Origin of the sequence: Bradyrhizobium sp. Mp27 (assembly GCF_029953005.1) — a bacterium.
GTDB lineage: Bacteria > Pseudomonadota > Alphaproteobacteria > Rhizobiales > Xanthobacteraceae > Bradyrhizobium > Bradyrhizobium barranii.
Genome location: NZ_JASAUS010000026.1, coordinates 1 through 23952, shown reverse-complemented (window position 1 = coordinate 23952; position 23952 = coordinate 1). Strand labels below are relative to the sequence as shown.

Genomic DNA, 23952 nt, shown 5'->3' with positions numbered 1-23952 from the left:
AATACACCGCACAAATGGCGCAAACCTTAGGAAAGCCAGTTACCTAAGCATTAATCCGGTTGTGCAGTCGCGCCCCTATGCAGTGGGGCGGGAATCACGTCGCGGTTGTGCCGTGCCCATCACAACCGCTGCGCTGCATCATTAACCGCAGCTTAATGCGAAGCGCCCGCGCTCTTGTCGCGGCCGGCATTGCGCAGACGTCCGACGACGCCGGTCGGGAAGAAGTAGACGCTGGCGATGAACAGCAGCCCGAGCCACAGCAGCCAGCGGTCGGGATGCAACAGCCCCGGCAGCAACGGCAGGCCGGCTTCGCTCGCCGCCTTGGAGGCCACGCCCATCAGCGACTGAAGGTAGTTCTGGGCGAGGATGAAGATGGTGGCGCCGATGATCGCGCCGTAGATCGTGCCCATGCCGCCGATCACCACCATCAGCAGAATGTCCAGCATGATCGAGAAGCTGAGCGAGGTGTCGGGACCGGCATAGCGCAGCCACAGCGCGTTCAAAATGCCGGCGCTGGCGGCAACCAGCGCGGCGAGGCAGTTGGCGTAGGTCAGGTGGAAGACGGTGCGAAAGCCGAGCGCCTCGGCGCGAAAACGGTTCTCGCGGATCGCCTGGAGCACGCGTCCGAACGGCGAGTTCACGACACGCAACAAGGCGAGAATCATCAGGGCCGAGACGGCGAACACCAGGTAGAAGGTGAGGATGCGGCCATTGATCTCGAATCCGAACAGGTTCTTGGAGATCAGCACCGTTCCGGGCCGCAGCAACTCCGGCAGCTGAAAGCTGCGACCGTCCTCGCCGCCGGTCAGCCAGGAGAGCTGCGAAGCCAGCACCTGGAAGGCGGAGGCGACCGCGAGCGTGATCATGGCAAAGAAGATCGCGGCGACCCGCAGCGAGAACAGGCCGATCGCGAGCGCGAGCAGCGCCGCGAGCGGCAGGCCGACGACGATGCCGGTTGCGACCGCGGCCCAGTTCGGGCCCATGCCGTACAGCGCGATCGCGATGGCGTAGCTGCCGATGCCGTAGAACATGGTGTGGGCGAACGACACCGAGCCGGTATAGCCGAGCAGGAGGTCGTAGGAGGCGACGAGCGCGGCGAAGACGCAGATCTTGGCCGCGACATTCAGCGCCTTGGCGCCCGGAAACAGGAACGGCGTCGCCGCCAGCGCCAGGATGATGACGATGAGGAGAAGCGTGAGCACGCGGCTCTTGGGCGGATCGCCTGACAGGAGCATCATCGGCTGGTCACCGCATAGAGGCCGCGCGGCCGCCACATCAGAATGGCGACCATCAGCAGGATGTTGGAGACGAGGGCGAGCTTCGGCACCAGGAAGCCGCCGTAATTGGCCACCATCGCGACCAGGATGGCGCCGATGAAGCAGCCGCCGATCGAGCCGAGGCCGCCGATGATGACGACGATGAAAATCAGGACGGTGAGGTCGTCGCTCATGGAGGCATGGACCTGCTCGCGATAGAGCGCCCACATCACGCCGCCGAGGCCGGCGAGCGCCGATCCCGTCATGAACACGCCGAGGAACAGGCGGCGGATGCGATAGCCGAGCGCCTCGACCATCTCGCGGTTCTCGACGCCGGCGCGGATCAGCAGGCCGAGCTTGGTGCGGTTGAGCACGAGCTGGATCGCGATGAAGACGGCGAGGCCGATCAGCATCGCCAGCACGCGGTATTTGGCGATCGCGACGTCGCCGAGGATGAAGGAGCCTCGCAGCGATGTCGGCAGCGGCATCGGTATGATCTGCGGTCCCCACAGCGCATAGAGCGTCTGCTCGGCGACGATCAGGCCGCCCGTCGTCATCAGGATCTGCTTCAGATGCTGGCCGTAGACGGGCAGGATCAGCACACGCTCGACGACCAGGCCGAGCGCGCCGGACACCGCCATCGACAGCAGCGCCGCCGGCGCCAGCACCGCGAGGTTGATCCACAGCGAATCCGCCTGCATCGAGGCCGCGAACGGCGCCAGCACGAGGGTTGCCACATAGGCGCCGACGGCGATGAAGGCGCCGTGGCCGAAATTGAGCACGTCCATCAGGCCGAACACCAGCGTCAGCCCCGAAGCCATGATGAAGATCATCATGCCCATGGCAAGACTCGCGGCGGTCAGCGTCAGCCAGGTGCTGGGTGACCCCACCAGGGGAATCATCGCAAGCGCCAGTGCGACCGGCAGCAGGATCGGCGCGAGATCGCGCTTCGGCTTCGGCAGCGGATCATTTGCGGCGAGTTCAGTCACTGATGCGCCTCCAGGCTCAGGCCGAGCAGCCGCTCCTGCAGCGGCACGTCGGCGGCGAGCGCCGCTATCTCGCCGCGATGAACGATGGTGCCGTTGTCCATGACCAGCACGTTGTCGCCGAGCTCGCGGGCGGCAAAGAAATTCTGTTCGACCAGCAGGATCGTTGCGCCCTTGCGCTTGATCTCCTTCAGGCACTCGATCAGTGCCATGACGATCGCGGGCGCCAGCCCCTTGGTCGGCTCGTCGATCAGCAGCAGCTTGCGCGGCTCGACGATGGCGCGCGCGATCGACAACATCTGCTTCTGTCCGCCCGAGAGGCTTCCCGCCCGCGACAGCCAGAACCGGCGCAGCGCGGGGAAGAAGCCGAAGATCCAGTCGAGCTGGGTATCGTCGAGCGGCCCGTCGCGCGCCGCCAGCACCAGGTTTTCCTTCACCGTGAGGTCGGAAAACACCGCCATGCTCTCCGGCACGTAGCCGACGCCGAGTCGCGCGATGTCGGGCGTGGCGCGGCTCTCGATGCGCTCGCCCGCGAGCGTGATTTCGCCGCTGGAGGCCTGCCACAGGCCCATCACGGTGCGCAGCGTCGTGGTCTTGCCGGCGCCGTTGCGGCCGAGCAGCATGGTGGTCTGGCCCTGCGGGACCGCGAGGTCGATGCCCTGGAGGATGTGGTAGCGGCCGATATGCGTGTGCACGCCGGAGAGTTTGAGCAGATCGGTCATGCGGCACTCTTTGGAGCAACGCCGAGATAGGCTTCCTGCACGATCGGCGAGGCGATCACCTCGGCCGGCGGACCATCGGCGACGAGCTGCCCGTTATGCAGCACGATGATGCGGTCGGCGAGCGAGCGCACCACGTCCATCTTGTGCTCGACGAGGAGGATGATCTTGCTCTTGTCCTGCTTGAGCTGGGCGACCAGGTTGAGGACAACAGGCACCTCATCGATGCTCATGCCCGCGGTCGGCTCGTCGAACATGAATACTTTGGGTTCGAGCGCGATCATCAGCGCCACCTCGAGCTTGCGCTGATCGCCATGCGACAGCGCTGTCGCCGCGACGCCGCGGCGATTGCCGAGTGCGACCTGGTCGAGGATGGCATCGGCGCGGGCGATCAGGTCGCGGCGGACCATCCAGGGCCGCAGCATGTCGTAATGGGTGCCGCTGGCCGCCTGCACCGCGAGGCGGCCGTTCTCTTCCACGGTGAGGTTCGGAAACAGGTTGGTGAGCTGGAAGGCGCGGCCGAGGCCGGCGCGGGTGCGCAGCGGCGCGGAATGCTGCGTGATGTCGGTGCCGTCGAACAGGATGCTGCCGTGTGAAGCGCGCAGCTGACCCGAGATCAGGTTGAAATAGGTGGTCTTGCCGGCGCCGTTCGGCCCGACGATGGCGGTGAGCTCGCCCGGGCGGAACGTGCAGGTGACGTTGTTGACCGCGACATGGCCGCCGAAGCGGATGGTGAGGTCGCGCGTCTCTAGCGTCAGGGCCATCGGGAGAACTCTGGGAATGTGGAAGCCTCTCCCCGCCGATGCGGGGAGAGGAGATTTGATATCAGCGCTTGTTGCGGACCGGAACGTCCATGTCCTCGATCTTCAGCTCGCGCACCGGCTCAAGCACGGCCCAGGCGACGTTCGGATCTACCTTGACCTTGAAGTGATACATGCTCTGCAGCGCTTGATGGTCCTCTTTCCGGAACACCATCTTGCCCTTCGGCGTGTCGAACTCCAGGCCTTCCATCGCGGTGATCAGCTTCTCGGTGTCGGTCGACTTCGCCTTGGTGACGGCGGCGACGACTGACATCGCGGCGGCAAAACCGCCCGCGGTGAAGAAGTCCGGCGGCGCGTTGAAGCGCTTCTGGTGCTCGGCGACCAGCCAGTCGTTCACCGGGTTCTTCGGGATGTCGTAGTAGTAATAGGTCGCGCCTTCCATGCCCGGCAGGCCCTTATACGCCGCGAGCGCCGGCAGGATGTTGCCGCCGGTGGAGAGCTCGATGCCGTAGCGCTTCGGGTCCATGTCCTGCAGCTTGGCCAGCGGATTGCCGGCGCCGGCCCAGATCACCCAGATCACCTTGCGGCCGGGCTTGTCCTTCAGCGCGTCGAACAGGCGCTGGCCGACCGCGGTGAAGTCGGTGGTGTTGGTCGGGGCGTATTCTTCCGCGGCGAGCGTCGCGCCGGTCTTGGCGAGCGCCTCCTTGAAGGCGGCGACGCCGTCGCGGCCGAAGGCGTAGTCCTGCGCCAGCGTCGCCACGGTGACGCCCTGCTTGCCGATCGCGACCGCGTTCGAGATCGCGTCCTGCGACGAATTGCGCGCGGTGCGGAAGATGTAGCGATTCCACTTCTCGCCGGTAATCTGGTCCGCGACCGCCGGCTCGACGATCAGGATCTTCTTGTTCTCCTCGGCGACGGGGAGGATGGCGAGCGCCGCGGCCGACGAGGTCGTGCCGATCGCGATGTCGGCCTTGTCGTCCTGATAGGCTTCCGCGAGCGCGGCCTTCGACAGGTCGGGCTTGCCCTGGTCGTCCTTGGTGATGACGACGATCTTGCGGCCGTCGAGCGTCATGGTGCCCTTGGTGGCGTATTCAAAACCCATCTGCAGGCCGGTTTCGGTCTGCTTGGCATAGGCTTCGAGCGGGCCGGTCTTGCCGTAGATCAGCGCGACCTTGAGGTCGTCGGCCTGCGCGGAGGTGTTCGCGGCCAGGCCGAGAATGGCTGCCGTGAGAATGAGCGATCGACGCACGATGATTTCCTCCTTGAATGAACTGCCTTGATCACAGCGATTTGCACAAGTGTGCATACATTGCAATTCCACCTTCCGGCGGAGCTTGCACGAGGCGCATGTGACAGTCTCTTGACGTGTGCGTGCCGGATCGTCGCAGGCCGCGACGCGTTCGCGTTAACGATCACCTGGCTTCACATCGGCCCTTGCGTTTCCTCAGGCCGCCTCAGAGCAAGCCCTGCGCCAGATCCGGAGCTTTGCGCGGGAATGCCTGAAAATGCGGCGGATCATGCGCGAACGCCACAGGCGAGCGCCGATATGGCGGTGTCAGGAGTCCGAGACTCCGGACATGTGCCGTCTCGAAAGTCAGACAGGCGGCGATCCCGACGCCAGCCCGAACTTGGCGAGCTTCTTGTAGAAGGTCGCGCGCGAGATGCGCAGCATCCGGGCGGCTTCCGAGATCTGGCCGTTGCTGGCGGCGAGCGCATGCTCGAGCGTCTGCTTCTCGAACTCCGCCTCGGCTTCGGCATAGGGGACGACCGAGCCGGTCATCTGTGGCGCCGGTCCAGGGCCGGCCTCCGCGGTGACCGGCAGGATGTGAACGAAATCGTCGCCGGTCAGGCGCCCGGAATCGCTGAGGATCAGTGCGCGTTCCAGAATGTTGCGGAGCTCGCGGACGTTGCCGGGCCAGTCGTAGCGCGCGAGCGCCGACAATCCGCTCGGCGTGATCCTGGCATTGAGGAAGTCGCCGGAGGCGCTGATGTCCTCGATCAGCCGCGCGCAGATGTCGGGCAGGTCGTCGAGGCATTTTCTGAGAGGCGGCAGGTCGATCGAAAGCACGTTGAGGCGGTAGTAGAGATCGGCGCGGAAGGCGCCGTCGCTGACGCGCTTGCGCAAGTCCACATTGGTCGCGGCGATGACGCGCACGTCGACCTTGCTGATCTTGTCCGAGCCGAGCGGCTCGATCTCGCGCTCCTGCAGCACGCGCAACAGCTTGGCCTGCAATTGCAGCGGCATCTCGCCGATCTCGTCGAGGAACAGCGTGCCGCCATCGGCGATCCGGAACTTGCCCTCGCGCCCCCTGCGATCGGCGCCGGTATAGGCGCCAGGCGCAGTGCCGAAGAATTCGGACTCGATCAGCGTTTCCGGGATCGCCGCGACATTGACGCTGACGAACGGCTTTTCCGCGCGCGAGGACGCATTGTGGATCGCCTGCGCCAGCAGCTCCTTGCCGGTGCCGGTCTCGCCGGTGAGCAGCACGGTCACGCTCTGCCGCGCCGCGCGCTTGGCGAACTCCTTGGCCTGCGCGATCGCCGCTGTCGTGCCGACGAAATCGGCAAGGGTGAAGCGCGCCGCGCGGGCGTTGGACAATTGCCGCCGCGCCAGCCGCAGATCGCTCTCGAGCTGGGTGACGCGGGCGAGCAGCGGCTTGAGACTCTCGAGATGGTCATAGAGCACGAACCCGATCGCGCCGATGACGTTGCGGTCCTCGTCCTCGATCGGCATGCGCGTCACCACGAGCTGCTCGCCGCCGAGCTCCATGATGTCGAGCAGGATCGGCTCGCCGCTCTCGGCGACGGTCCGCATCAGGCTGTTCGGGATGATCTCCTCGATCGGCCGGCCGATCGCTTCGGTGGTGTGCTTGAGGCCCAGCGAGGCCAGATATTTCTCGTTGACGTAGATCACCCGCCCGCCGCGATCGATCGCGATCGCGCCCTCGCACAGATGCTCCAGCCGCTCGAACAACGTCACCATCGCCCGCGCGCGGACATAGGCGGGATCGCTGACGTCGGGGGAGGAGGGCATGGCGTACCTCAGGGAAGTCCGCCTGTGTATTAGCAAAAGGGCAGTAATTTCAAAGGGGGAAATGGCACGTAAGCAGCTCAGCAATTGCCGTCGTCCCGGGGCCCGAAGCGAACCCGGGACCCATACCCACAGGATGAAGTTTGGCGAAGACTAGGAGTGGGAGCCTCGCTCCACAATTGCTCCCTGGGGTTATGGGTCCCGGGCTCGCGCTTTGCGCGCCCCGGGACGACGGCGGTGCTTGTTGCGCCGTTGTCGCCTTACCGCCGGTACCCGCTCGCCCGCGAATAGCCCTGGCGGTTCTGCTGCGTCGGGCGATTTGACACGCCGGGGCGGGCTTCGCTGGAGGCGGGGGTTGCGAGCTTGAGCTCCTCCAGGAAGATCGGCCGGGCGAAATAATAGCCTTGTGCGTAGCGGATCTTGGTCGCGGCCTGGAGATAGGCCAGCTCCTCGTAGGATTCGAGGCCTTCGGCGATCACGGTCATGCCGAGCGCCTCGCTCAGGGATTCGATCGCGCGCAAGATGCCCTGGCTGCGCGGGCGCTTATGGATGTCGGTGATGAACGAGCGGTCGATCTTGATCTCGTCGGCAGTGATGTCGGCGAGCGCGGAGAGCGAGGAATAGCCGGTGCCGAAATCGTCGATGGAGATGCCGACGCCGAGCTTGCGGAACATCGGCAGGATCTCGGTCTGGAAATGATTCTTGGCGACGAAGGCGTCTTCCGTCACCTCGATCATGAAGCGCTGCGGAAAGCCGGTCTCGTCCAGCGCCCGCGCGAAACTGCGCATGAATTCGGGGTTGCCGGCCTGCTTGGCGGCGACGTTGATGCTGATGGTCGCTTCCGCGCCGAAGCTGTCGTTGATCAGGTCGATCGACTTGACGATCTCGGCGAGTACGAGATGGGTGAGCTCGTCGATCAGTCCCAATTCGCCGGCAAGGTTGATGAACGAGCCCGGCGCCTGGATCACGCCCTCGTCGTCGCGCAGGCGCACCAATGCCTCGATGCCGGTCACGGCCTGGGTGCGGATGTCGACCTTGGACTGGAACGCGCAGCAGAAGCGCTTTTCGAGGATGGCGAGCCGCAGCGACTGCTCGATCTTCATCCGCGCCAGCGCCTCGCGCTCCATGCTGGCGTCGAAGAAGGCCGTCGAGCCCTTGCCGCTGTTCTTGATGCGGTACATCGCGATGTCGGCGTTCTGGCGCAGCGTCTCGAAGCTGCGGCCGTGGTCGGGATAGAGGCTGACGCCGACGGAGGTGGAGGCGAAGACCTCCGAATTGTCGATGAAGAACGGTGCGGTCAGCCGCTCCAGCGTCGCTTGCATGAATTCGGCGACTTCCTCCTGGCTCTGGATCGGGGAGAGCAGCAGCAGGAATTCGTCGCCGGAGATGCGCGACAGCATGTCGGAATCGCGCAGGTCGCGCCCGAGCCGCTTTGACAGCTCGACCAGCAGCGCATCGCCGACGGCGTGGCCGTAATAGTCGTTGATGTGCTTGAAATTGTCGACGTCGAGAAAGGCGAGCGCGAACCGCTCGCCTTTGTCGTCGCGCGCGAGCAGGCTGCCGGCGCGATGCTCGATCACGCGCCGCGAGGGCAGGCCGGTCAGCTCGTCGAAATAGGCCGAGCGGAACAGCTGGTCCTCGAAGTTCTTCTGTTCGGTGATGTCGGAGGAGGCCGAGATCAGCAGCTCGCGTCCGGCAACGCGGACGGGGCGATGGGTGGTCAGCAGCACCTGGCGTGCAGCTCCGTCCTGGAGCGCTTCCTCGGAGATGACCGCCTCGCCGGACCTCAGTGCCCGCTGGCAGGCTTCCCGGCGCGGCGTCAGATCGGGCGACGGACGGCTGCCGTCCATGCCGAGCTGGGCGGCCGCGACATCGTTAACCAGCAGAAGCTCGCCCTGCGCATCCTGCACGGTCAGACCGGCAGGCAGCATTCTAACGATTTCCTTGAGGAATCCGAGTTCGGCTTCATTCGCGCCGTTGTATGCATTGTCGTTCATAGAATTCATGAATCTTGTTGTTTCAGCGCGCCTTTGCAATGAACGCGATCTTGCGCAGTTCCCTCTTAGGTTTGGTTAAGGGGTACGGAGAAATACGGGGGTGTTTTGCGGCGATGCGACGCGCCCGACCCATCGTCATTAACGGAGCGTCAACGCGCGCAGCGAAACTGCGAGCGGGGCGCGCGTCTCTTGCGCTCGTGTCGCGTCTAACCGTTTTGCGGGATGCGGCATTGCATGATGCAATGCAGGCCAGTCTTGAGATACGAGACCTCGGACTTGCCGTCGAAAGCCGACAGCGCCGACTTCAGCAGCTTGGTGCCGAAGCCGGGCTCGGAGATCTTGTCGATGCTCGGGCCCTCGGTTTCATCCCAGGTGACGGTCAGACGGTCGCCGCTGACGGTCCACGACACCTGCAATAATCCGCGCGGTGCGGAGAACGCACCATATTTGCCCGCGTTGGTGGCGAGCTCGTGAAACATCAGGGACAGCGTGACCGCGAGCTTCGGCGGCAGGAACAGCCGGTCGCCGTTGAGCGTGAAGCGGACATGGCCGTAAGGTCCGAGCTCCGCGATCAGGAGATCGCGGATATCGCAGCCGCCCTTGTCGATCCGCGAGATCAGATCGTCGGTTGCAGCCAGCGACCGTAGCCGCGGGTCGATCCGGGCCCAGACCTGCGGCTGGTCGTGCAGCACCTGGTGCAACACGGCGTGCGCGGTCGACAGCTTGTTCTTCAGCCGGTGCTGGAGCTCGTCGACCAGCAGCTTGCGGTATTCTTCTTCCTCGATCAGGCGTTTGGAAATCCGGCGCTGTTCCGCCAGCATCCCGCGATAATGCTCGACGCCCCAGATCGTGAGTGCGGAGACGCCCCAATAAAGGGTCAGCAAGGTGAACCTGGAGCGATCGGCAAGAGCGTCGCTGAAATTGACGACGACGCCGAGCACACCGCCGACCAGCGCGGTGATGATGCCGATCCGCAAGCCGCCGAATGCGGCGGCAAAGAACACGGCCGGAAAGTATGGGGTGAAGTAGACGTCGGGCCGCACATGGGCGAGACCCCAGCGCGCCACCGTCGCAACCAGCAGGCAGGCGACAGCGAAGCCGAGGCTCAGAGCGAGCGATGGCGCTGCCACGCCCTGCCAGCCCTTGCGGAATTCGTCGATCAGCTTCTCCATGCCCGGCCCGGTTGCGCTATGCGCGCGTAAATCGAGAAAGGAGCGGGAATGTTACGCATGTCGCATGCACAAGCAAAGCTTGCCTTGTCGCAGACCGGCAGGAATAGTGACTGTCGCGGCGCCGAGATCGATCGGCGTCCGCCATTTGACATCAAATCATTCGAAAACAGGAACATTCCATGGGCAGGCTGGATGGCAAGGTTGCGGTGATCACGGGCGCGACGAGCGGGATCGGCCTGCGTACCGCGGAAGTCTTCGTTGCTGAAGGTGCCAAAATTGTGATCGCGGGGCGGCGCATACCGGAAGGCGAGGCGCTGGCGAAGCAGCTCGGGGCCGCCTGCATCTTTCGCCAGACCGACGTGACGGTCGAAGCGCAGATGCAGGCGCTGATCGCGCTCGCGGTGGAGAAGTTCGGCCGGATCGACTGCCTGTTCAACAATGCCGGCGGCCCGGCGCAGACCGGGGGCATCGAAGGCCTCGATGTCGAGCGGTTCGACGCGGCGATGGCGACCTTGGTGCGCAGCGTGATGCTCGGCATGAAGCATGCCGCGCCCGTCATGAAGAAGCAGGGATCTGACAGCATCATCAACAATGGCAGCATCGCAGGCCGTCTTGCCGGCTTTTCCTCCTCGGTCGTCTATGGCGCGGCCAAGGCGGCGGTGATCCATCTCACCAAATGCGTGGCGATGGAGCTCGGCGAGTCCAACGTGCGCGTCAACTCGATCTCGCCCGGCGCGATCGCGACCGGCATTTTCGGCAAGGCGCTGGGGCTCACGACCGATGCGGCGGAGGCGACGCCGGCCGTGATGCGCGAGGTCTTCAAGACCGCACAGCCGATCCCGCGCGCGGGCCTCCCCGATGACATCGCGCAGGCCGCGGTGTTTCTGGCGAGCGACGAATCCAGCTTCGTCAACGGACACGATCTCGTCGTCGACGGCGCCGTCACCGGCGGCCGCAACTGGAGCCAGCAGCAGCAGGGTTACGTCGCCATGCGCAAGGCGTTCGATCAGGGGGCGTAGCGGATAGGCGGCGGTGCCGTAGTGCCGTAGGGTGGGCAAAGCGAAGCGTGCCCACCAATTCTTTCTTCGCGAGGAATGGTGGGCACGGCGCTGCGCGCCTTTGCCCACCCTACGAGACTTGCGCGCGCGGCAGGTCTCGTGTCCGGACGCAGCGCAGCAGCGCAAGCGCTGCAGCGCGTCCGGGACACGAGAGACGTGAGCTACACCGCCTTCACCCGCACCCTCAAGCCATCCCGCGGCTTCGGGATCGGCCACATCTGCCAGTCCGGCTTGTAGCCCGGCTCCAGCGACACTTCGAGGTTCTGCAAAAAGTGCCGGGCAAAGCACTTCGCCTGCATGTAGGCGAAGTGCAGGCCGAGGCACATATGCGCGCCGCCGCCGAACGGCACCCAGGCGAAGCGATGCCGGTTGCGCTGCGCTTCCTCGGTGAAGCGCAAGGGATCGAAGCGATCCGGCTCCGGCCAGATGTCCTTCATGTGGTGGGTGTAGAGCGGATTGACGCCGACGGCGGTGCCGGCCGGAATCGTAAAACCCTTGAAGGTGAAATCGCGCATCGCACGGCGCGGCATCGACGGCACCGGCGGCTTGATCCGCAGCGCCTCCTTGAACGCCATCTCCGACAGCGGCATTTTTTCGAGGTCGTCGAAGCTGCTCGGTGAACCCGGTGCGAGCCCCAGCGCAAGGACCTCTGCGCGCAGCCTGTCCTGCCAGTCCGGATTGGCGGCGAGCTCGCCGATGAAGGAGGTCAGCGACGAGGTCAGCGTGTCGTGCGCCGCCATCATCAGGAAGCTCATATGGTCGATGATGTCCTGCTCGGAGAGCAGGGCGCCATCCTCGTGGGTGGCGCGGCAGAGCTGCGAGAACAGATCGTCGCCGCCGTGATTGCCGCGTCGCAGCGGAATCTGCTCGCGGAAATAGGCGACGATGCGCTTGCGTCCCTTCACGCCGGCCGCCATCTGCGTGCCCGGCAGCGGTCGGCGGATCGGGGCGACCGCGGCCGCGACCATGTCGACGAACGCGCGGTTGATCTCGTCGACCTCCGGCCCGATATCGGCGCCGAGGAACGACGCCGCCGCGAGGTCGAGCGTGAGCTGCTTCATCGCCGGATAGAGCTTCATCTCGCCGGGCTGCGCCTTCCACTGCGCGACGCGCGCGGCGATGCCGTGGTCGAGATCGCTCAGGTACGACTTCATCGGCCCCGACTTGAACGCGACCGACAGCGCCTTGCGATGCAGCCGGTGCTCGTCGAAATCGAGCAGCATCAGGCCGCGCGGAAACAACAGGCCGAGCACCTTGTTCCAGCCATGCGTCGAGGAGAACAGCTTTTGCTGGTCGAACAGCACGAGCTCGTTGGCTTCGGGGCCGAGCAGCACGACATTGGTCTCGCCGAAAATATGGGTGCGGTAGACCGGGCCGTATTTGGCGCCGTTCGCCTCGATATGTCCCTTGGGGTCGGCGAGCACCTGAAAGGTCTTGCCGATGATCGGCCAGCCCTCGTCGCCGGGGATGTGCGTCAGCTCGTTGCGCCTGGGTGCGGTGAACGGAAGCGCAGGGGCGACATTCTGCATCGACATGACGATTGCTCCGGTTGACCGACCGAACAGCCGCGCGAACACAGACGACTACGGCCCGCGCCAGCTGACCGGGGTCAGCATAGCACAGGCCGGTATGTCTTTCTTATGAACGTCCTTGTGAACGTCGTTACAAGCGTAATTCCGACGAGCCTACCGCTTCGCCGCTTCCTTCTGCAAATCCGGGGCGTTGACGGCGGGAATGGCGACGCGGCCGGCGCCGGTCACCTTCAAGGCCTCTGCAGCCTTCTCGTTCTCCATGATCTTCGCCATCACGGCCTGCCCGGCGCGTTCGAAGATCGCGCGGTTCTCGATCACGAACTTTTGCGACTTGCGCAGTCCGTCGATATAGCCGTTGATCTCCGGCACGACGTAGCGCGCCACCAGGTCCCAGCTTCGGCGGGTATTCTCGGGGTTGGCCCAATCGTGCACGAAGCCGATCACGGCGCCGACGCCGCCCGACACCTGCATCACGTTCTTGATCATCTTGACGAGGTCGTCGGGCGTGCCGATCACGGAGGCCGCACCGTCGACGAAAGCGGTCTTGTCCACGGCCTCATCGGGCGAAGCGAACGCGGTCAGGCCCGGCCGCTGCAGCGTGCCGACATTATATTCGTTGTGCCAGCGCATCAGGCCGGCGCCGGCTTCGCGGCGGGCCTGCTCGCGGGTCTCGGCGAGGTGCCAGGTCAGCAGCACGCGCCAGTTCGCCCGATCTACCTTGGTGCCGTGCTTCTTGGCGGCGTCCTCGGCGAATTGCCATTGCTGTTGCAGGGACATCAGGCCCTGCGTCGTCATCGAGCCCAGCGAGATGATGCCGATGCCGTATTTGCCGGCAAGCGTCATGCCCGAGGGCGAGATCTGCGAGGCCACCACGAACGGCATCTCCTCCTGCAAGGGCAGGATCTGGAGCGCGGCGTCGTTCATGGTAAACCAGTCGCTTTTGGCGGTGACGCGCTCGCCGTTGAACAGGCGGCGGATCACGCCGATCGCCTCGTCCTGGCGGTCGCGCTGCGTCATCGGGTCGATGCCGAGCGTGTGCGCGTCCGACGCCAGCGCGCCGGGACCGGAGCCGAAAATGGCGCGGCCACCGGTCATGTGGTCGAGCTGCACCATGCGCTGGGCGACGTTGAAGGGATGATGATAGGGCAGCGACACCACGCCGGTGCCGAGCTTGATCCGCTTGGTGCGCTCGCCGGCCGCGGCCAGAAACATCTCGGGCGAGGCGATCATCTCCCAGCCGGAGGAATGATGCTCGCCGCACCAGAACTCGTCATAGCCGAGCGCGTCGAGTTGCTCGACCAGGTCGAGATCGCGCCGGAACTGGAGCATCGGATGCTCCCCGATCGGGTGATGCGGGGCAAGGAAGGCTCCGAACTTCAGGCGCGCCATGGCGTTCTCTCCGGCTGAATTTTCTGTTTGTTGAGGTGGCGAGGCTACGTGCTGGGGGCACTTAACGCAATCGCGCGGTGTCCCGCGCGGCGGAATGCAGGCATGCGTGTTTCTTCTCCCTCTCAGCAGACTTGCGTGCACACGCTCCGCGCCGTCATGGCCGGGCTTGTCCCGGCCATCCACGCCTTGCCACGCGCTACGAAGAACGTGGATGCCCGGGACAAGCCCGGGCATGACGAGAAGAGGGCGAGGAGAACATCACCGCGTCATCCTGTTCCACGCATCCAGCCCGGCGATCTTGTACGCCTCGGCCAGCGTCGGATAGTTGAACGTGTTCTGGATGAAATAGTCGATGGTGCCTTTGAGGTTCAGCACAGCCTGGCCGATATGGATCAGCTCGGTGGCGCCTTCGCCGAGGATGTGCACGCCGAGCAGCCGGCGCGTCTTGGTCGAGAAGATCATCTTCATCATGCCGCTGTTCAGCCCCATGATGTGGCCGCGGGAGGTCTCGCGGAAGCGTGCGATGCCGACCTCGTAGGGAATGCCGCGCGTGCGTACCTCTTCTTCGGTGAGCCCTGTGGTCGATATCTCCGGCACCGAATAGATGCCGTAGGGGAAGAACTCCGGCGGCGCGAGCGGCTCCATGCCGAGCGCGTGGCAGGCGGCGACGCGTCCCTGCTCCATCGAGGTGGAAGCAAGGCTCGGAAAGCCGATCACGTCACCGGCGGCGTAGATGTGCGGCACGCTGGTCTGCAAGGTCACGGGATCGACCGAGATGCGGCCGCGATGGTCGACGACGATACCGGCCGCCTCTAAGTTCAGCCGATCGGTCGCGCCGACGCGCCCCGCCGCGAACAGCAGCATTTCCGTGGTGACGTGCCGCCCGTCCGACAAATGCGTGACGATGCCACCTTGCGCGGTCTTCTCGATCGAGTTGACCTTGGCGCCGAGCCGCAGCGCGACATTGCGGTCGCGCAGCTCGTGCACGAACTCGTCGATCAATTCCTTGTCGATGAAATCGAGGAAGGTCGGCCGCGGCTCGATCAGCGTCACCGGCACGTCGAGCGCGCTGAAGATGGTGGCGTATTCGACGCCGATCACGCCGGCGCCGATCACTGCCAGGCTGCGCGGCAGCTTTGGCAGCTCGATGATCTCGTCGCTGTCGAGCACCGTGGTGCCGTCGAACGGCACGTAGTCGGGGCGGAACGGGCGCGTGCCGCAGGCGATCAGGATGAAGGCGGCCGACACCACCTTCACTTCGCCGATGGCGCTGGTGATCTCGACCTCGTGCGGTGAGACCAGGCGCGCCTCGCCATTGGCGGTGCGCACCAGATTGCGGCTGAACTGATGCTCGAGTACCTCGACCTCATGGTCGAGCGTCTTCTGAAGGCGGATCATCAGGTCGCTCGCCGCGATGTCCTGCTTCACCTTGTAGGAGCGGCCGTAAAAACCGCGCTCGCGCCAGCCGGAGAGATTGAGCACGGTCTCGCGCAGGGTCTTTGAAGGAATTGTGCCGGTGTGGACGGAGACGCCGCCGACCCGCCGGCCCTTCTCCACCACCAGCACGGCCTTGCCGAGCATGGCACATTGCACCGCGGCCCGGCGCCCCGACGGGCCCGAGCCGATCACCACCATGTCGTAGTCGTACATCCGGAAGACTTCCGAGCCCGCAAAACCAGCGGGAATTGCCATGCAGCAATCGGGCCAAAGCGGCAAGGGGAAAACAAGTCCTACCTCGGAGGTAATCGCACTGATGACGCCGATCTGCGAGTTTTGCGCGCAAATAAATCGCTGAAAGCTCGCGCGAAAATGCATCAAACCGTCACAAAACAAGTCGATTCGTCGCGCCGCTGGGGCGTGCTGGCGATCGTTGTCGCTGCTCAATTCATGTTCGGCGTGGACGCCTTCATCGTGAACGTGGCCATCCCGACCATCGCGGTCGATCTGCATGCGACGCCGGCGCAGATCGAATCGGTCATCGCGATCTATCTGATCGCCTACGCCACGCTGGTCGTCACCGGCGGCCGCCTCGGCGACATCCACGGCACGAAGAATGTCTTCCTGGCCGGCGTGCTCGGCTTCACGGTGACCTCGCTGTGGTGCGGGTTGGCGCAATCGGGCGCGGAGCTGATCATCGCGCGGCTGGCGCAGGGCGCGACGGCAGCGCTGATGGTGCCGCAGGTGCTGGCGACGCTGCATCTGCTGTTCACCGACGAACAGCGCAGCCGTGCTTTCGCCATCTACGGCATCGTGCTCGGGCTTGCGGGCGCCGCGGGCTTCCTGCTCGGTGGTCTCCTGGTCACGATCGACCTTGCCGGTACCGGCTGGCGCTCGGTGTTCTTCGTCAACGTGCCCTGCGGTCTCGTCATTGCGGCCGCCGCCTGGCGCATCATGCCGTCGGTGCCACGCCGGGCCGGCACGCGGCTCGATATCAAAGGGAGCATGGTGCTGTTCGCGGGGCTGTTGTGCCTGATCGGACCGCTGCTGTTCGGTCACGACGTCGGCTGGGCGCCGTGGCTATGGGCCGTGATGGCGAGCGGCGGCGCGATCCTTGTCGCGTTCTTGAAGCTCGAGCATGCGGTGGCGCGCGCCGGCGGCATGCCGCTGATCGATCTGACGCTGCTGTCCGACACAGCCTTCCTGCGCGGGCTCGGCGCGGCGTTCTTTTTCTTCGTCGCCAATCTCTCGTTCTATCTCGTCATGACGCTGTTCATGCAGCGCGGCCTGAAGATCCCGCCGCTCGCAGCCGGCATGGCCTTTATTCCGCTCGCGCTGGCTTTCGTGGTCGCGTCGCGTCACAGCGGCGCGCGAGCGCGCCATCGCGGGACCAAGGTGTTGATCGAAGGCTGCATGTTGCAGATCGCGGGCCTCGCCGCACTCGCGCTGGTCACAGGCTATATCGATACGCCGGCGCCGATCTTGCTCGCACTCGTCATGATCATCTTCGGCTACGGGCAGGGGCTGGTGATGGCGCCGCTATCCGGTGCGGTACTCTCGACGGTGAAGCCTGTCGCGGCAGGCTCAGCGTCCGGCATGTACGGCACGACGGCGCAGATCGGAAATGCGGCCGGAGTGGCCGCAATCGGCGCGGCGTTCTTCGCGGTTGAAGCGTTGCAATCGGCGCGCGCAGGCTTCTTCGTTTCGCTCGCCGCGTTTGCGGCGTTAATCACGATCTGCGCCGCATTTCTGGCGTGGATGCGCCGCGTCTCTGCATGAAGTTGAGGCATTGCGGTTAATTCATGCGGATTCCTGCGGATCTTTGCGTGATTTCGGGTGATAGACAGCACACGGGCTTTTTATTTTGCACCGCAGCAACTATTTGGTTCGGGTGAACGTTGAACGTCGCCTGCCAGGAGTTGCCGTGTCGCTTGCCAAAAATCTCGTTCTCTTGAGACATCTGCCAAAGGTGGATGGTGTGCGCCTTGCCGAATTCGGCCGGAGCGCGGACGTATCCAGTCCGTTGGAAGAGGTCACGGGCTTCGGCGACAATCCCGGAAACTTGCGCATGTTCGCGTTCGTGCCGGCGCAACTCCAGAAGCCGCGCGCGCTCGTCGTCGTGCTGCATGGCTGTGGCCAGACCGCTGCGGCTTACGATCTCGGTGCGGGATGGTCGACGCTCGCGAAGCATTACGGCTTCGCGCTGGTGATGCCCGAGCAGCAGCGCGCCAACAACGGCAACACCTGTTTCAACTGGTTCAATCCGGAAGACACTGCGCGGGGCGGCGGCGAGGCGCAATCGATCCGCGAGATGATCGCGCATATAGCCGAAGCGCACCGCATCGATCCCAAACGCGTCTTCATCACTGGTCTCTCCGCCGGCGGCGGCATGACGTCGGTGATGCTCGCGACCTATCCGGAAGTTTTTGCGGCCGGTGCGATCATCGCTGGACTTCCCTATGGCATCGCCTCGAATCTGCGCGAGGCGCTCGACGGCATGTTCCATTCGCCGGCGCGGCCGGAGCGCGAGCTCGGCGACTTCGTGCGGCGTGCCTCGAACCATCGCGGGCCCTGGCCGAAGATTTCAGTGTGGCACGGCAGCGCCGACCGCACCGTCAATCCCGGCAACGCCAGCGATATCGTTAAGCAGTGGCTCGACTTGCACGATCTGCCGGCCGTGCCGATGGCGGAGACGATCGTCGACGGCTATCCGCGCCAGGCCTGGTGGAACAAGGACGGCGAAACGCTGGTCGAGTCCTACGCCATCACCGACATGGCCCACGGCACGCCGCTCGGCCTCGCCGACAATGATCAGCGTTACGGCATCGAAGGCGCGTTCCTGATCGAGGCCGGTATTTCCTCGTCGTACCACATCGCAAAGTTCTTCAGCCTCACCGGCTGGATTCCGGACGCGGCCGGAAAGAAGGCCGGGCCCGGGACGTCGAAGCCGGCGCTTTCACCCGCGCCGCATCTCGCCCGCTCGATCCGTGCCGCAGTCGCCGAAGAGCCGGCCGAGCCGAAGCGCGAGGCGGCTCGCGGCTTCGATCTCGGCCAGATCATCACCCGCGCACTCACCGCCGCGGGATTGATGAAGTAGTTCGTCGCTCGATGAGCGACGGCTACGCCGTCTGATCGATCCATTCGATCGGCGCCACCGTCACCTCGCCGCCGGCGACCTTCCGCGTCATCTCCTGATAGGCCTTGAAGAAGTCGCGCGATCGCAGCGCTTTTTGCGCGGCCTCGTCGGTGACGCTGGCGAGGTGGAAATAGCTGGCGTCGTCGCGGTTCTTCAGGACCCGATAGCCGATCCGCCCCTTCAACTCCGGATCGCCGTCGATCGCCTTGATGAAGCGGCCGATCTCCTGGTGCCAGGCTTCCGTCGTGCCGTTCCTGAATTCGTATCTGATCATGAAGTGCTTCATGTGACGCTCCCTGTTCGTCATGTGCGCCATCATCTGCGCCTTGCAGGCGATCCTGCAAGTATGGACAAAATTGATAGTATGGACTTTTTCGACGTTGCTCCTATCCTTATCGCATAGCGTTTTCGAGCGAAGTGGATACCGGTTCGCGTAAAGAAAACGCGTCAAAACAAGAATCGCTGGCTGCGGATGGAGGAGGCGACATGGCAAGGGCAAACCCGGCGCGCACCTGTCCGGTTGCGGCCTTTCAGAAGATGATCAGCGGCAAGTACAAGCTCCGCATCGTCTGGGACCTCAGGGACGGTCCGCGCCGCTATGGCGAGATCAGGAGCGGCCTGCTGCGCGGAACGGCCGGCAGCGCCGAGATCACCCCGCGCGTGCTCAGCCGCGAATTGAAGGCGCTGACCCAAAGCGGCCTGATCGACCGCAAGGATTTCGGCGAGGTGCCGCCGAAGGTCGAGTATCGCCTGACGCGCAAGGGCAAGAGCTTCGTGCCGGTCGTCGCCGCGATCCGGCAATGGGGCGAGCGCAACCTCAGTGACACCCCGGCGTTGGCGGAGGCCGCCGAGTAGAGCATGATCCGGAAAAGTGTGAAGCGGTTTTCCGAAAAGATCATGCTCAAGTAAAAGGCTACATCTCGCCGGTGAGGAACGGATTGGTCATCCGTTCCTGGCCGATGCTCGAGCCCGCGCCGTGGCCGCAGATGAACCCGACGTCGTCGCCGAGCGGCAGGAGCTTGGTCTTGATCGAATTGATCAGCGTGGCGTGACTGCCGCCGGGCAGGTCGGTGCGCCCGACGGAGCCCGCAAACAGCACGTCGCCGACATGGGCAAAGCGCAAGTCCTTGTTGAAGAACACCACGCTGCCGGGCGAGTGGCCCGGGCAGTGCAGAATGTCGAACTGCAGGCCGCCGATCGACACGCTGTCGCCCTCGTCGAGCCAGCGGTCCGGCTCGAAATTGCGCACCTCCGTCATGCCGAAGCGGGCGCCGCTCTCGACCACGTTGTCGAGCAGGAATTTATCTGCGACATGCGGCCCCTCGATCGGCACCTTCAGCGCATCGCGCAATTCGGCCGCGCCGCCGACATGGTCGATATGGCCGTGGGTCAGCCAGATCTTCTCCACGGTGACGCCGGTCTGCTTGATCGCGTCCAGAATCTTCGGCACGTCCCCGCCGGGGTCGATCACCACGGCCTTCTTGCCGGGCTCGTCCCAGATGATGGTGCAGTTCTGCTCGAACAGCGTCACGGGGACGATGATCGCGCCGGCCTTGGCTTGAGTGTCATTTTGCTCGGTCATGGCGCCACAATGCCGATTTTTGCCATGCCGCCAAGCAAAAGATTCGCGCCCCACCCCGGAACAGCCGCACCCGCCGTCACACGGTCGTCCCAATTCGGCTGCTGGTTTGAACCGCGGCGTTCGTTCCGCGTTCACTCGCGCGAGACGCAGATTTTTGGGTGGGTTTTCCGGCATGGCTCAGGGCGGCGACAATTGGTGGCGCGACGGCATCTTCTATCAGATCTACCCGCGCTCCTTTCAGGACACAGACGGTGACGGCGTCGGCGATCTCGCCGGCATTTTGCGCCGGCTGCCTTACGTGAAATCGCTCGGCGTCGACGCGATCTGGCTGTCGCCGATCTTTCCCTCGCCGATGGCCGATTTCGGCTACGACATCTCCGACTATACCGGCATCGATCCGCTGTTCGGCACGATGGCGGATTTCGATGCGCTGCTCGCGGCGGCGCATGACAACGGGTTGAAGCTGATCCTCGACCTGGTGCCGAACCACACATCAAGCCAGCATCCCTGGTTCGTCGAGAGCCGGTCCTCGCGCGACAATCCCAAACGCGACTGGTACGTCTGGCGCGATCCGGCCGCCGATGGCGGCGTCCCGAACAACTGGCTGTCCGAATTCGGCGGCAGCGCGTGGGCTTTCGACGAGACGACAGGTCAATATTACTACCACGCCTTCCTTGCCGAGCAGCCGGACCTCAACTGGCGCAATCCGGATGTCCGCGCGGCGATCTACGACGCGATGCGGTTCTGGCTGGAGAAGGGCGTCGACGGCTTCCGCGTCGACGTGATCTGGCACCTGATCAAGGATGCCGAATTCCGCGACAATCCGCCGAACCCGCATTACGTCGAGGGCCGGCCGCCGAACGAGACGATCCTGACGCAATACTCCACCGACCAGCCGGAGGTGCATGACGTCATCGCCGAGATGCGGCGCGTCACGGACGCGTATCGCGACCGCGTGCTGATCGGCGAAATCTATCTGCCGCTGCACCGGTTGATGGCCTATTACGGCAACGATCTCACCGGCGCGCAGATGCCGTTCAACTTCGCGCTGCTCTCGACGTTCTGGAGCGCGCGCTCGATCGAGACAATCGTCGAGGATTACGAGAAGGCGCTGCCGAAGGGCGCCTGGCCGAACTGGGTGCTCGGCAATCACGATCGTCCGCGCGTCGCAAGCCGTGTCGGGCCGGAGCAGGCCCGCGTCGCCGCCATGTTGCTGCTGACCTTGCGCGGCACGCCGACTCTCTATTACGGCGACGAGATCGGCATGCACCAGCTGGCAATCTCCCCTGAGGACGTGCGCGACCCCTTCGAGAAGAATGTGCCCGGCATCGGGGTGGGGCGCGACGGCTGCCGCACGCCGATGCAGTGGGATGCGTCGCCGGCCGGCGGCTTCTCCGGCGTAAGGCCCTGGCTGCCGCTGCCGGAGGACCATATCCGCGAGAACGTCGCCAATCTCGAAGCCGATTCGCGTTCGATCCTCAGTCTGTACAAGCGGCTGATTGCCTTGCGGAAGGCATCTCCGGCGCTGGTCGAGGGCGACTACCATCCGATCGCCGCGCAAGGCGATCTGCTGGTCTATCGCCGCGAGGCCGAGGACACCGCGATCATCGTCGTGCTCAATCTCGGGCCCGACCCGATCGCCGTGACCACCAGCGCGATCCGTTTCAACAGCGAGATCTTGCTGTCGACGTTTCTGGATCGCGAGGGCGAGAGGCTGGAAGGCGTGCTCGACCTGCGCGGCAACGAGGGCGTGGTGGTGATGCCGCCACATATCTAGCTGTCGTCCCGGGGCGCGCGTAGCGCGAGCCCGGGACCCATAACCACAGGAAGTCGTTTTGCGAAGATTCGGAGTGACCTGCTCGCGCCACACTCCTCCCTGCGGTTATGGATTCCGGGCTCGTGCTACGCGCGCCCCGGAATGACGTGTGAGGCCGCACCTACCCCGGATGTTTGTTGCCCGTCGTATTCCCGTCGATATCGCTCCGCTTCAGCAGATAATCCAGGCCGCCGACGCGGTACCAGCGATAGCCGTAGGGCTCCAGCGCGACGCGATGCTGGCCGCGCTTGTCGGCGTGGCTGTGATCCTCCGCGAGCAGGTTGATCAGGTGCGCGCCGGCGTCGCCGGGCAGTCCCACCGAGAACGCGATCTCGCGCGGCTTCTCATCCAGATTGTGCACGAACAGCACGGAATTGTTGCGCCAGTCGTAGCGCATTATGAACATGGCGGGATCGCGCGTCGGAATGATCGCGAAGTCGCCCCAGCCGATCTCGGGCACCTCCTTGCGCATGCGGACGATGCGCTCGGTCCAGTTCAGCATGGAATTGGGATCGCGCCGCTGTTTCGCGACATTGACGTGCACGTAGCCGTAGGGGCCCGTGTCGATGACCGGACATGCCGGCTTGTCGTTCTTGGTGAAACCGCCATGCGGCTCGGTCGACCATTGCATCGGCGTGCGCGCGCAATTGCGCTCCGGCAGGGAGAGATCGTCGCCCATCGCGATCTCGTCGCCGTAGCGGATGACGGGCGTCCCCGGCAGCGTGCACATCAGGCTGTAGGCGAGCTCGAGCCGCCTTCGGTCGCCGCCGACCATCGGTGCGAAGCGGCGGCGAATGCCGCGGTCGTAGAGCTGCATGTCCTTGTCGGGACCGAAGCGCTTGAACACGATGTCGCGCTGCGCCTTGGTCAGGCGCCCGAGATCGAGCTCGTCGTGATTGCGCAGGAACAGGCCCCATTGCGCGCTGGCCGGCCGCGGCCGGGTCGCCTTCAGTGCCTTCGCCAGCGGACGCGAGTCGCCCGATGCCAGCGCATAGAACAGATGCTGGTTGACGTGGAAGTTGAACATCATGTGCATGCGGTCGCCGTCGCGGCCGAAATATTCCATGTCGGTCTCAGGCAGCACATTGGCTTCGGCGAGGATGATGGCGTCGCCCTGCCGCCATTGCAGGAATTCGCGAAACGCGCGCAGCATGTCGTACTGCTCGACCGGCTTCTTCACCTTCGCGCCCTTGGTGGCGATCACGAACGGCACGGCGTCCATGCGGAAGCCGGACACGCCGAGCTGGATCCAGAAGCCCATGATCTTCAGGATTTCGGCCTGCACATGCGGGTTCGAGGTGTTGAGATCGGGCTGGAAATCGTAGAAGCGATGAAAGTAATACGCGCCGGCTTCCTTGTCGCGCGTCCAGGTCGATTTCTGCACGCCGGGAAACACCATGCCCTTGTTGGCGCCGGCCGGCTTCTTGTCCGACCAGACATACCAGTCGCGATAGGGCGAATCCTTGTCGCGCCGCGCCTCCTTGAACCAGTGATGCTGGTCCGAGGTGTGGTTGACGACGAGGTCGATGATGATGCGGATGCCGCGCTGCTTGCAGCCATGGGTGAATTCGACGAAATCGCCGAGCGTGCCGTAGCGGGCATCGACGCTGTAATAGTCCGCGATGTCGTAGCCGTCGTCGCGGCCCGGCGAGGTCTGGAACGGCATCAGCCAGATCGTGGTGATGCCGAGGCCGTGCAAATAGTCGAGCCGCCGCAGCAGGCCCTTGAAGTCGCCGACGCCGTCGCCGTTGGCATCCATATAGGTGCCGACGGAGAGGCAGTAGATCACGCCGTTCTTGTACCAGAGATCGTCGATCATGCGCGCGCGGCCTCGATGCTCCGCCGAGGTGCGGCGGCTGCGTGATAAGTGCGTGGGGAAGGCGAGGTTCCGCGCCGCATTCGCTGTCGTCCCGGACAAGCGAAGCGCAGATCCGGGACCCATAACCACAGGGAGTAGTTTTGCGAAGACTCCCCGCGGGTCACTTCAAATTCCTCCGGGTGTGGTCAGTCAAATTCCTCCACCCGCGAGGCAGGACAAGGGACTGTTAGTTTGAGTTTGTTTCCCGGGCAAGAGCTTCAG

The 23952-nt window shown here is 64.5% G+C and carries 19 protein-coding genes; 5 read left to right on the top strand and 14 right to left on the bottom strand.

Annotated elements, in window-relative coordinates:
- Positions 1-152: 152 nt before the first annotated feature.
- The 8 genes from QJT78_RS16195 to QJT78_RS16160 form a co-directional block, all read right to left on the bottom strand.
- A complete protein-coding gene (locus tag QJT78_RS16195; RefSeq protein WP_028149341.1) occupies positions 153-1238 on the bottom strand; it encodes a branched-chain amino acid ABC transporter permease in 1086 nt (361 codons plus the stop codon).
- Positions 1235-2245: a branched-chain amino acid ABC transporter permease gene (locus tag QJT78_RS16190; protein WP_028149342.1), complete on the bottom strand. Its 1011-nt coding sequence runs from the start codon at positions 2243-2245 to the stop codon at positions 1235-1237. Before QJT78_RS16190 ends, QJT78_RS16195 begins: the two co-directional genes overlap by 4 nt.
- Positions 2242-2964 (bottom strand): ABC transporter ATP-binding protein, encoded by a 723-nt coding sequence (locus QJT78_RS16185; protein WP_028149343.1) that lies wholly within the window; start codon positions 2962-2964, stop codon positions 2242-2244. Before QJT78_RS16185 ends, QJT78_RS16190 begins: the two co-directional genes overlap by 4 nt.
- Positions 2961-3725: an ABC transporter ATP-binding protein gene (locus QJT78_RS16180; RefSeq protein WP_038942120.1), complete on the bottom strand. Its 765-nt coding sequence runs from the start codon at positions 3723-3725 to the stop codon at positions 2961-2963. Before QJT78_RS16180 ends, QJT78_RS16185 begins: the two co-directional genes overlap by 4 nt.
- 61 nt (positions 3726-3786) lie before the next feature.
- Positions 3787-4971 (bottom strand): substrate-binding domain-containing protein, encoded by a 1185-nt coding sequence (locus tag QJT78_RS16175; RefSeq protein ID WP_028149345.1) that lies wholly within the window; start codon positions 4969-4971, stop codon positions 3787-3789.
- Positions 4972-5316: 345 nt separating this feature from the next.
- The gene (locus QJT78_RS16170; protein WP_028149346.1) at positions 5317-6756 is read right to left on the bottom strand and encodes a sigma 54-interacting transcriptional regulator; all 1440 of its coding nucleotides are present in this window, start codon (positions 6754-6756) and stop codon (positions 5317-5319) included.
- Positions 6757-7013: 257 nt separating this feature from the next.
- Complete coding sequence (locus tag QJT78_RS16165) at positions 7014-8750, bottom strand: EAL domain-containing protein (protein WP_028149347.1); 1737 nt, start codon at positions 8748-8750, stop codon at positions 7014-7016.
- A gap of 206 nt (positions 8751-8956) precedes the next feature.
- A complete protein-coding gene (locus tag QJT78_RS16160; RefSeq protein WP_028149348.1) occupies positions 8957-9922 on the bottom strand; it encodes a sensor histidine kinase in 966 nt (321 codons plus the stop codon).
- Positions 9923-10101: 179 nt separating this feature from the next.
- On the opposite strand from QJT78_RS16160, the gene QJT78_RS16155 reads away from it, so the two are divergent.
- Positions 10102-10941, top strand: a complete 840-nt coding sequence (locus QJT78_RS16155) for a glucose 1-dehydrogenase (protein WP_028149349.1) — start codon at positions 10102-10104, stop codon at positions 10939-10941.
- Positions 10942-11141: 200 nt separating this feature from the next.
- On the opposite strand, the gene QJT78_RS16150 is transcribed toward QJT78_RS16155, so the two are convergent.
- The 3 genes from QJT78_RS16150 to sthA form a co-directional block, all read right to left on the bottom strand.
- On the bottom strand, positions 11142-12515 hold the full coding sequence (locus QJT78_RS16150; RefSeq protein ID WP_028149350.1) for a cytochrome P450: 1374 nt from the start codon (positions 12513-12515) through the stop codon (positions 11142-11144).
- A gap of 150 nt (positions 12516-12665) precedes the next feature.
- Entirely contained in the window at positions 12666-13901 is a 1236-nt protein-coding gene (locus QJT78_RS16145; RefSeq protein ID WP_014491084.1) for an LLM class flavin-dependent oxidoreductase, read from the bottom strand.
- Positions 13902-14159: 258 nt separating this feature from the next.
- Entirely contained in the window at positions 14160-15551 is a 1392-nt protein-coding gene (gene sthA, locus QJT78_RS16140; protein ID WP_028149351.1) for a Si-specific NAD(P)(+) transhydrogenase, read from the bottom strand.
- 159 nt (positions 15552-15710) lie between these two features.
- Here sthA and QJT78_RS16135 point away from each other — a divergent pair, with 159 nt between their 5' ends.
- Both QJT78_RS16135 and QJT78_RS16130 read left to right on the top strand, forming a co-directional pair.
- Positions 15711-17117, top strand: coding sequence for an MFS transporter (locus QJT78_RS16135; protein ID WP_038942119.1), 1407 nt, complete (start codon positions 15711-15713; stop codon positions 17115-17117).
- 145 nt (positions 17118-17262) lie between these two features.
- Complete coding sequence (locus QJT78_RS16130; RefSeq protein ID WP_038942118.1) at positions 17263-18435, top strand: PHB depolymerase family esterase; 1173 nt, start codon at positions 17263-17265, stop codon at positions 18433-18435.
- 22 nt (positions 18436-18457) lie between these two features.
- Here QJT78_RS16130 and QJT78_RS16125 read toward each other — a convergent pair whose 3' ends face one another.
- Positions 18458-18760 (bottom strand): hypothetical protein, encoded by a 303-nt coding sequence (locus QJT78_RS16125; RefSeq protein ID WP_240537480.1) that lies wholly within the window; start codon positions 18758-18760, stop codon positions 18458-18460.
- A gap of 200 nt (positions 18761-18960) precedes the next feature.
- Between QJT78_RS16125 and QJT78_RS16120 the strand changes: the two genes are divergently transcribed.
- On the top strand, positions 18961-19329 hold the full coding sequence (locus QJT78_RS16120) for a helix-turn-helix domain-containing protein (RefSeq protein ID WP_028149355.1): 369 nt from the start codon (positions 18961-18963) through the stop codon (positions 19327-19329).
- A 58-nt stretch (positions 19330-19387) separates the two neighbouring features.
- On the opposite strand, the gene QJT78_RS16115 is transcribed toward QJT78_RS16120, so the two are convergent.
- Complete coding sequence (locus QJT78_RS16115) at positions 19388-20056, bottom strand: MBL fold metallo-hydrolase (RefSeq protein ID WP_028149356.1); 669 nt, start codon at positions 20054-20056, stop codon at positions 19388-19390.
- A 172-nt stretch (positions 20057-20228) separates the two neighbouring features.
- On the opposite strand from QJT78_RS16115, the gene QJT78_RS16110 reads away from it, so the two are divergent.
- Positions 20229-21833 carry an alpha-amylase family glycosyl hydrolase gene (locus QJT78_RS16110; RefSeq protein ID WP_038942117.1) on the top strand — a complete coding sequence of 535 codons (1605 nt, stop codon included), beginning with the start codon at positions 20229-20231 and terminating at the stop codon, positions 21831-21833.
- Between the two features lie 160 nt (positions 21834-21993).
- Here the strand turns inward: QJT78_RS16110 and QJT78_RS16105 are convergent, their stop codons facing one another.
- Entirely contained in the window at positions 21994-23691 is a 1698-nt protein-coding gene (locus QJT78_RS16105; RefSeq protein WP_038942116.1) for an alpha-amylase family protein, read from the bottom strand.
- Positions 23692-23952: the final 261 nt, after the last annotated feature.